The sequence below is a fragment of the Streptococcus sp. E17BB genome (assembly GCF_041807725.1).
GTDB classification, from domain to species: Bacteria; Bacillota; Bacilli; order Lactobacillales; family Streptococcaceae; genus Streptococcus; species Streptococcus entericus.
In genome coordinates this window covers 20461-27861 of sequence record NZ_JBGTZC010000028.1, presented here as the reverse complement: position 1 = coordinate 27861, position 7401 = coordinate 20461, and the positions used below count along the sequence as shown (strand labels likewise).

Sequence of the window (7401 nt, the reverse complement as noted above, 5' to 3'; positions counted from 1 at the left end):
CAACAATTTGTTGCTTAAAGTCATCACTAAATTGACGACGGATTTTTCTAGACATAGAGTTCTCCTGTTTTCTTTAGTGTAGAACACTTTATAAATTCTGTCTAGTTTAGTGTAACCGATTCAAAAAGATTTACAGGATAGCGATGAGCCCTTTTTCAGCTAGGTTGGACTTAGCCGTCAGTAGGGTCTGTCCCATCATCGCTAAATCACCCAAGGCAAAGAGAAGCGACGAAAATTGTTCTTGCCAAAGGATAAACCCCAGCCCGAATCCGATTAGCCCTAACCCAGTGAGGTAGTAAGTTTTAGCATTGTAGCGTTTAGTCACGATTGGCCCTCCTTGTCAGGTGCTGGTAATGCTTATAAAGACCAGAAAAAATGCTGCGATAGCTAGGTTTCCACGGTTTATCTCGCCCACAAAAATGAAGGAAGACGGTATTTGCCATCACCCAATCCAAATCCCATTTGCCCAAACTTTTGGCTGCGTAAATGAGGTGATAACGGGTATCAAAATTATAAATCTGGTCTGGAATTAGCGTGATGTGGTGACCATAAAGAGCGGTTAGCACATCTTGGTCAGGCAAGAAGAGCAAATTCTGCCGTGCAGCGATGTAGGTCATGATGTCTTCACGTTTCACCATCTGACGTATTTTTGTCAGATTCATTAACAGGACGCCGGAGTTAAAATAATTTTTAGACTCATAATCTCCTAAACGTAGGCGATTGACCACATCGGTGACATTAGCATCCTCCGTATGACTGGCAGCCGCATAAAGTTGCTCACCCAGGTCAAGATCGTAGAGAGCCGTCACTGGATTGATGCAGAGAATGTCAGCATCAAGGTAGAGAATCTTGTCCAAATCATCTGGCAGATACTCGTGCGCTAAAAGACGATAATAGATGGTCTCAGGGTAGCGGTCGCTTGTCGGAGCGTCTGCGAACGCTCCTTTATCAATGACCAGCGCATGGTAGGAAACGCCTAGTTTACGACAAAAGACCTCAACCTCAGGTTCCCTACTGAGTCGAGGTTGCTGTAAGAGGTAGACATGAAGGTCACGGTCAGGCGTCTGTTGGACCAGAGAAAATAGGGTGACCTTGAATTGGTCGACATAACTGTCATTGATGGAAAACAGTAGATTTAGTACAGGTCTCATTAGTTATAGTCACTATCTGTTAAATTTAGTCTCTCGGTATTGTTTAAGGCAGCTGTCAGTTCTTGTTTGTCCTTGACCAGTTGCTTAAGCTGCTGTTTAAGGGTCATTTGTTTAGACAGCCCTAGCAGGTATTGTCCGATAAAACCCACCAAGACTGAGCCTAAAATCACTAAAATTAAAGGCATTCGGAAACGCCCAAAGAGGTAGTTGACCACCACCTCCTGACGGTTGACCAGAGCCAGAACCGTTGTCAGTACCATCAGAGCCAGCAAGAGCCAGAGATTGAGTTGTTTTTTCATAAGAAACTCCTTTTTTCTTTTATTTTACCATATTAGACAGAGGCCAGGCGTGCTTGACGCTTGCCTTCTTGGATAAGGGGGTGTCGCCTGAAGGCGACAAATAGCTGAGCAGTCATGGGAACCCAAATCAGAGGTTCGCAAAGCATGACCCCGATATAACCGACCTGTGGGATGATGGCAATGACGAAAACGACCTTGCCCACTAGCTCAATCAGGCTGGAGACCAGAGGTGTTACCTTTCTGCCCAACCCTTGCAGGGTATTTCGTAGGATAAAAAGGCAACCGAGAATGGGATAAAAAGGTGTGCCTAGCTTGAGATAAAGGGTAGCGTTGGCGATTAGTTCAGGCTCATCAGATCCTGAAATCCAGCGGATTAAGGCAGGGCTAAAAAGATGCAGTAAGATTGTCACTATAATCCCCCAGACCAGAGCGATTAAGCTGGCTTTTTTGACCCCTTGGTAAATACGGTCAAACTGCTTAGCGCCCACGTTTTGGGAAACAAATGTGGTCATGCTAGCTGCAGTAGCAGTCAAAGGCTGGAGAGAGAAAGCCATGATGCGACGAGCTGTCGTTTGGGCGGCGATAATCAAGACCCCAAAGCCATTGATGGCCGTTTGGAGGATAACCGTGCCAATAGACACAATCGAAAACATGAGTCCCATCGACAGCCCCTGTCCCAGAAGATCTTGGTAGAGCCCCTTATCCCAAACCAGATGACGCTGTTTGGGAACAAGGACAGGGACGCGTCTAGCGATGTAACCAAAACAGAGAACAGCTGATAGCCCCTGAGATAAAATAGTTGCAAGCCCTGCGGATTGCACCCCTAGGTGCAACTGGGTAATGAAAAACAAGTCCAGAGCAATGTTGAGGCAAGCCGAGAAAATCAAAAAGTAAAGGGCAACTAAGCTGTCTCCGATAGCCCGCAAGAGCCCGGCGCCAAGGTTGTAAGCAAAGGTCACTCCAACCCCCATCATGATCAGGTAGATGTAGCTGTAAGACTGCTCCAAAATATCGGCGGGGGTCCCAAGTAGCTGAAGCAGTGGTCGCAAGCCCAGATTGCCCCCCAGCATCACTAGACCACTCAAGCCCAGTCCAATGATGGCTGTCGCAACTACCGACCGCTTAAGCTCTTCTTCGTTTTTTGCGCCATAATGACGAGCAATGACAATGCCCATACCGTTACCGACACCGAGCGCAAAGCCGATAATCAGCTCAAAAATAGCTGATGTCGCTCCAACTGCAGCCAAAGCCTGCTCCCCAAGGTAGTTACCGACGATCATGGTATCGGCTGTATTGTAAAGTTGTTGAAAAATATTGGAAATCATAATAGGCCAAGCAAACCGTAAAATGGTCGGTAAAATCTTGCCCTTGGTTAAATCAATCTGTGATGTCGTCATAAGATTCTCCTTGTCAATTCTACTATTATACACGACAGAAGGGCTGAAAATCAAGGAATTTCAACAGGTAAACGCCAACAACATCACAGGTAAGTCTCCTCTTTTGAACCCAGTCAAGAACGTTTGGATAGGGACATATTTCTAGTGGTACTTTTCAAAAATTTATTTTCTTTTCTGGAGAATTGTGGTATACTGAAAGCGATTAATAAAGACTGAAAAGGAGACCGCTGATGTCCTATCAAGAGACTTATCAAAACTGGTTGAACGTTTCCGATTTGCCTGACTACCTCCGCGAGGAACTGCTGGGTATGGACGAAAAAACTAAAGAAGACGCCTTTTACACTAACTTAGAATTTGGTACGGCTGGTATGCGGGGCTATATCGGTGCAGGAACTAACCGCATCAATATCTTCGTGGTTCGTCAAGCCACAGAAGGGCTGGCTAAATTGATTGAGAGCAAGGGTGAGGTGGCTAAGCAACGTGGCGTTGCCATCGCCTACGACTCACGTCATTTCTCCCCAGAATTTGCCGCAGAATCTGCCCAAGTACTGGCTGCTCACGGTATCAAGAGCTACCTTTTTGAAAGCTTGCGCCCAACGCCTGAGCTATCTTTTGCAGTACGCCACCATCAGGCTATCGCTGGTATCATGATTACCGCTAGCCACAACCCTAAAGAGTTCAATGGCTATAAGGTTTACGGTGAGGACGGTGGACAGATGCCGCCAGCCGATGCTGATGCCCTGACCCAGTATATTCGTGCCATTGACAACCCATTTGCTGTCGCAGTAGCTGACTTTGACGCGGCCAAGGCTGACGGTCTCATCGAGATTCTCGGCGAAGCAACTGATGCGGACTACCTCAAAGAGATCAAATCGGTCACCATCAACCAAGACCTGATTGATCAGCATGGTCGCGATATGACCATCGTCTACACTCCTCTGCATGGGACAGGGGAAATGCTGGCGCGTCTTGCCCTAGCACAGGCTGGATTTGAAAAAGTCATCATCGTTGACGCACAAGCCCAGCCAGACCCAGATTTTTCAACCGTTAAGTCACCAAACCCTGAAAGCCAGGCAGCTTTTGCTCTGGCAGAAGAACTGGGGCACCAGCATCAGGCCGATGTGTTGTTGGCGACTGACCCAGACGCAGACCGTCTCGGTGTTGAAATCCGTCAAGCTGACGGCAGCTACCTCAACTTGTCTGGTAACCAGATTGGTGCCTTGATTGCCAAATATATCCTAGAAGCCCATAAGCAAGCTGGTACGTTGCCAGCCAATGCTGCTTTGGCCAAGTCCATCGTGTCAACTGAGCTGGTCACTAAGATTGCGGAAAGCTATGGGGCGACCATGTTTAACGTTTTAACTGGCTTCAAGTTCATCGCTGAAAAAATCCAAGAGTTCGAGGACACTAACAACCACACTTACATGTTTGGTTTTGAAGAGAGCTTTGGCTATCTGATTAAGCCCTTCGTTCGTGATAAGGATGCTATTCAAGCTGTTCTCATCATCGCTGAAATTGCAGCTTACTACCGTTCACGGGGTCTGACCTTAGCAGATGGTCTGGATGAGATCTACAAAGAATACGGCTATTTTGCTGAAAAAACCATTTCAGTTGATTTGGCAGGTATTGATGGCGCTGCTCAAATCAAGGCTATTATGGCAAAATTCCGCGAGAATGCGCCGACCGAGTTCAACAGTACAGCTATCGTTCGCTTTGAAGATTTTGCCAAACAGACTGCGACAACTGCTGATGGTCAAGTGACTGCCCTGACCACGCCACCGTCTGACGTGCTCAAGTACACCTTGGCAGATGATTCTTGGTTTGCCGTTCGTCCATCAGGCACAGAACCAAAAATCAAGTTCTACATCGCCACAGTTGGTGACGATCTTGCAGATGCTGAAGCTAAGATTGCAGCTATTGAGGCTCAAATCAGAGAGTTTATCGCTTAGAAAGTGGCGTGTCATTCGGCGCCAGTAAAGAAAACCGACCTCATAACAGAGCAGAGACAGACATCGTGATGGTTATGCATCACAGGGGCTGATCTGCTTTTTTGCGCCTAAAAAATCCGATGACAACATCATCGGATAGCAACAGATTAGTCTTGTGGGACGTAGGCAACTGCGCGGACAGGTGAGCCTGTGGCGCCTTCCCAATTAGGGTAGGCGATGGCGATAAAACTGCCCGTTGCTGGAACCTGATCAAGGTTAGCCAGCACCTCGACCTGATAAATCCCTTGTTCAAGCAAGTAGTATTCCTCAACCAAGGCACCGCCATTTTCAGGAACAGAAGCACCGCTATCGGTATCCAGTGTCTCGTGCCCGACGGCCTTGACCTGACGGTCGTGAATCAGGTATTCAAGGGCATCGTGTCCCCAACCTGGGGTATGTTGGACATCGTTCTCATCTAGGTTGCGAAAGGCTGCGGTGTCTGGCCAGCGTTTATGCCAATCTGAGCGAAAGGCGACAAAGGCACCTGGCTCAATCACACCGTGCTCTGCTTCAAAAGCGAGAATGTCAGCCTTGCTGAGTTGGTAGTCTGGATTCTCAGCGACTGCAGCGGACTTGTCAATGACATAGAGTGGCAAGAAGAGGTCCTCTAAAGGAATCTCGTCGAGGTACTTGCCGCCTTCAACAAAGTGAATCGGCGGGTCAATGTGGGTACCATACTGACCAACAACTGTAAACTGCTGAACATAGAAACCATCCTTGAGGGTGAAAATATCCTTTTTCTCCAGAGCAGGCAAGGTAGGGAAGTGAGGGCTGGTTTCATTTATCTTGTGGGTCAGGTTGACCAACTTGGCTGATGTCAAAGCGGTATAGGCGTCTCGTAAACTTGTCATAAGGTCTCCTTTTCTAGCAGGATAGGCGGCGTCCTGTTAGCACCGCCAGTCCTATGGTACCTTGATTGTAACCTATTTTGATGTTGCTGACAAATACTTATTTTTTAGAATTGGTTATAGTTTTTAGCTATAACTCAATCCAAATCTCGTTTCATCTCACTTTCCAACTCAAAGAAGGGTTGGATGTCCTGAACGTATTCGAGCACACCTTGAAATGCACCGTTATCATCACGGACGGCCTTGTAGACTACATAGATGAACTTGCCCGTCTTGTCGGACTTAAACCACATGTCGACTTGGTCCTTGCGCCCACTTCTGAGCAGGTCAAAAATGGCTCGCACCCGCTCTAGGATTTTTGGTGGGTGGCAGAGGTCAACATGACGACCTATCTGGCTCTTGGTGCGCTTAAAGACCATGTCATCAGCTGGCCCACTATCGTTGAAATATTGAAAGATATCGTCTTTATTGACAAAGGTTAATTCCAGTGGCAGGTGGTTGAGGATGAGATTGGCTTCTTCGACCGACAGGTAGCCCTTGCCGAAAGGTTGTTGCTGGTTGCGGTCAATAGCAGAGCTGGTCGTGTTTGATTTTGGGGTAAAGGTGATGGTGAACTGTCCCTGTGGGGTATCGATGACGGTCTCCTGCCCCTCAGCTTGTGTCAGCTGAACAGCTGGTTGTGGTTGGTCTGCGCTAGCCATTTCCCCAAAGACCTCCCGATATGGAACCCATTTGGCGGTCGGTTTGATGATGGCGTAGCCATAGGTCTCGCTCTCCACTGCGATGGTCAGCCAGTCGTCCTGGGTGAAGGTTTCCAGCAAAATCATGATCAGGATAGCCTCTTCCTTGAAAATCATCTCCTCGAACTCCTTGGCGAACGCCTCAAAAGTAGTGAGGACAGTTGTTACATCACCATCAGGTAAGGACTGGCTGGTCGTCATGACCTGAGCAAACAGTTCCCTAATTTGGTCGTCTACACCCCACATGACCTGAGGAGGGGCATCGTGACCGTAGCGTTCCATTATGGGGAAGAAAAGGTTCTCTTTGCGGTCGTAATGACGCTCAAACTGCCCTAGCAGGTTCAGCTGGTGACGGAGCCCCTTGAGCAAATCAGTCTGCAAGTCCGTGTCCTCTGTCTCTGCATAAGAGGTCAAAATCCGCCTAACGCGTAAGAGTGCTGCGCGCAGGGCTAAATTTTCCTGCTTGAAGACATAGACAGGATGTCCCTCCTGATCAGCATCTGCGACCTCTACGGCGGTGATAGCGCCCTTAAAGAGGTTGGCGTGGACGTTACAAAGGCTCATGATGTCCTCAAAAGTGATGCCTGCATCTGAGGTCATGAGTTCATGTTCCATGAGGGAAATCTCCAAGGCAGACACACCTGTAAAGTGCTGGTTAAAGCGTTCCTGGACACTCTCAGGGCTAGCCCCCTGATGGAGTTCCAGCAAAATGTCTCTCAAAATTTTTATCCGTTGGTCGCTCATTTGTCTCCTCCAATCACCTCGTAACCATGGCTGGTCAGGGTGCGTGCGATGGTCTCTAGGGAAATGCCAGTCAGGCGAGAGCCTTGCTTGAGGCTGGTGATTTTACCGAGTGTGTTAAGCATGGCAGGATTGGCAAGGGGCTTAAAGCCTAAGTCAACCAAAATATCCCTAAGCTCAGGGTGACTGGCTAGCAACTCGGCGACAGGCTGGTTGAGGTCAATGGTGTTGGTCATG

The 7401-nt window shown here is 48.1% G+C and carries 8 protein-coding genes; 1 reads left to right on the top strand and 7 read right to left on the bottom strand.

Annotation, left to right across the window (positions count from 1 at the left end; translation table 11 throughout):
• Positions 1-130: 130 nt before the first annotated feature.
• Genes ACERC7_RS07770 through ACERC7_RS07755 form a run of 4 tightly spaced genes read right to left on the bottom strand, consistent with a single transcriptional unit; the run spans position 131 to position 2847 of the window.
• Positions 131-325, bottom strand: a complete 195-nt coding sequence (locus ACERC7_RS07770; RefSeq protein ID WP_373657908.1) for a hypothetical protein — start codon at positions 323-325, stop codon at positions 131-133.
• Complete coding sequence (locus tag ACERC7_RS07765; RefSeq protein ID WP_373666610.1) at positions 318-1151, bottom strand: glycosyltransferase family 8 protein; 834 nt, start codon at positions 1149-1151, stop codon at positions 318-320. The genes ACERC7_RS07770 and ACERC7_RS07765 overlap by 8 nt, the downstream gene beginning before the upstream one ends.
• The gene (locus tag ACERC7_RS07760) at positions 1151-1450 is read right to left on the bottom strand and encodes a lipopolysaccharide assembly LapA domain-containing protein (RefSeq protein WP_373666609.1); all 300 of its coding nucleotides are present in this window, start codon (positions 1448-1450) and stop codon (positions 1151-1153) included. The genes ACERC7_RS07765 and ACERC7_RS07760 overlap by 1 nt, the downstream gene beginning before the upstream one ends.
• Before the next feature lie 32 nt (positions 1451-1482).
• Complete coding sequence (locus ACERC7_RS07755) at positions 1483-2847, bottom strand: MATE family efflux transporter (protein ID WP_373666608.1); 1365 nt, start codon at positions 2845-2847, stop codon at positions 1483-1485.
• A gap of 230 nt (positions 2848-3077) precedes the next feature.
• Here ACERC7_RS07755 and ACERC7_RS07750 point away from each other — a divergent pair, with 230 nt between their 5' ends.
• Positions 3078-4796, top strand: a complete 1719-nt coding sequence (locus ACERC7_RS07750) for a phospho-sugar mutase (RefSeq protein WP_373666607.1) — start codon at positions 3078-3080, stop codon at positions 4794-4796.
• A gap of 146 nt (positions 4797-4942) precedes the next feature.
• Here the strand turns inward: ACERC7_RS07750 and ACERC7_RS07745 are convergent, their stop codons facing one another.
• The 3 genes from ACERC7_RS07745 to ACERC7_RS07735 form a co-directional block, all read right to left on the bottom strand.
• Positions 4943-5686: a cyclase family protein gene (locus tag ACERC7_RS07745; protein ID WP_373666606.1), complete on the bottom strand. Its 744-nt coding sequence runs from the start codon at positions 5684-5686 to the stop codon at positions 4943-4945.
• Positions 5687-5820: 134 nt separating this feature from the next.
• Complete coding sequence (locus ACERC7_RS07740) at positions 5821-7167, bottom strand: DUF438 domain-containing protein (RefSeq protein ID WP_373660021.1); 1347 nt, start codon at positions 7165-7167, stop codon at positions 5821-5823.
• Positions 7164-7400, bottom strand: coding sequence for a DUF1858 domain-containing protein (locus ACERC7_RS07735; RefSeq protein WP_018368686.1), 237 nt, complete (start codon positions 7398-7400; stop codon positions 7164-7166). The genes ACERC7_RS07740 and ACERC7_RS07735 overlap by 4 nt, the downstream gene beginning before the upstream one ends.
• Between the last annotated feature and the right edge of the window lies 1 nt (position 7401).

What these genes read in the sequence shown, in the direction of transcription:
- ACERC7_RS07735 (WP_018368686.1), bottom strand. Translation starts at nt 7,400, where the DNA reads ATGACCAACACCATTGACCTCAACCAGCCTGTCGCCGAGTTGCTAGCC.
- ACERC7_RS07760 (WP_373666609.1), bottom strand. Translation starts at nt 1,450, where the DNA reads ATGAAAAAACAACTCAATCTCTGGCTCTTGCTGGCTCTGATGGTACTG.
- ACERC7_RS07755 (WP_373666608.1), bottom strand. Translation starts at nt 2,847, where the DNA reads ATGACGACATCACAGATTGATTTAACCAAGGGCAAGATTTTACCGACC.
- ACERC7_RS07745 (WP_373666606.1), bottom strand. Translation starts at nt 5,686, where the DNA reads ATGACAAGTTTACGAGACGCCTATACCGCTTTGACATCAGCCAAGTTG.
- ACERC7_RS07740 (WP_373660021.1), bottom strand. Translation starts at nt 7,167, where the DNA reads ATGAGCGACCAACGGATAAAAATTTTGAGAGACATTTTGCTGGAACTC.
- ACERC7_RS07750 (WP_373666607.1), top strand. Translation starts at nt 3,078, where the DNA reads ATGTCCTATCAAGAGACTTATCAAAACTGGTTGAACGTTTCCGATTTG.
- ACERC7_RS07765 (WP_373666610.1), bottom strand. Translation starts at nt 1,151, where the DNA reads ATGAGACCTGTACTAAATCTACTGTTTTCCATCAATGACAGTTATGTC.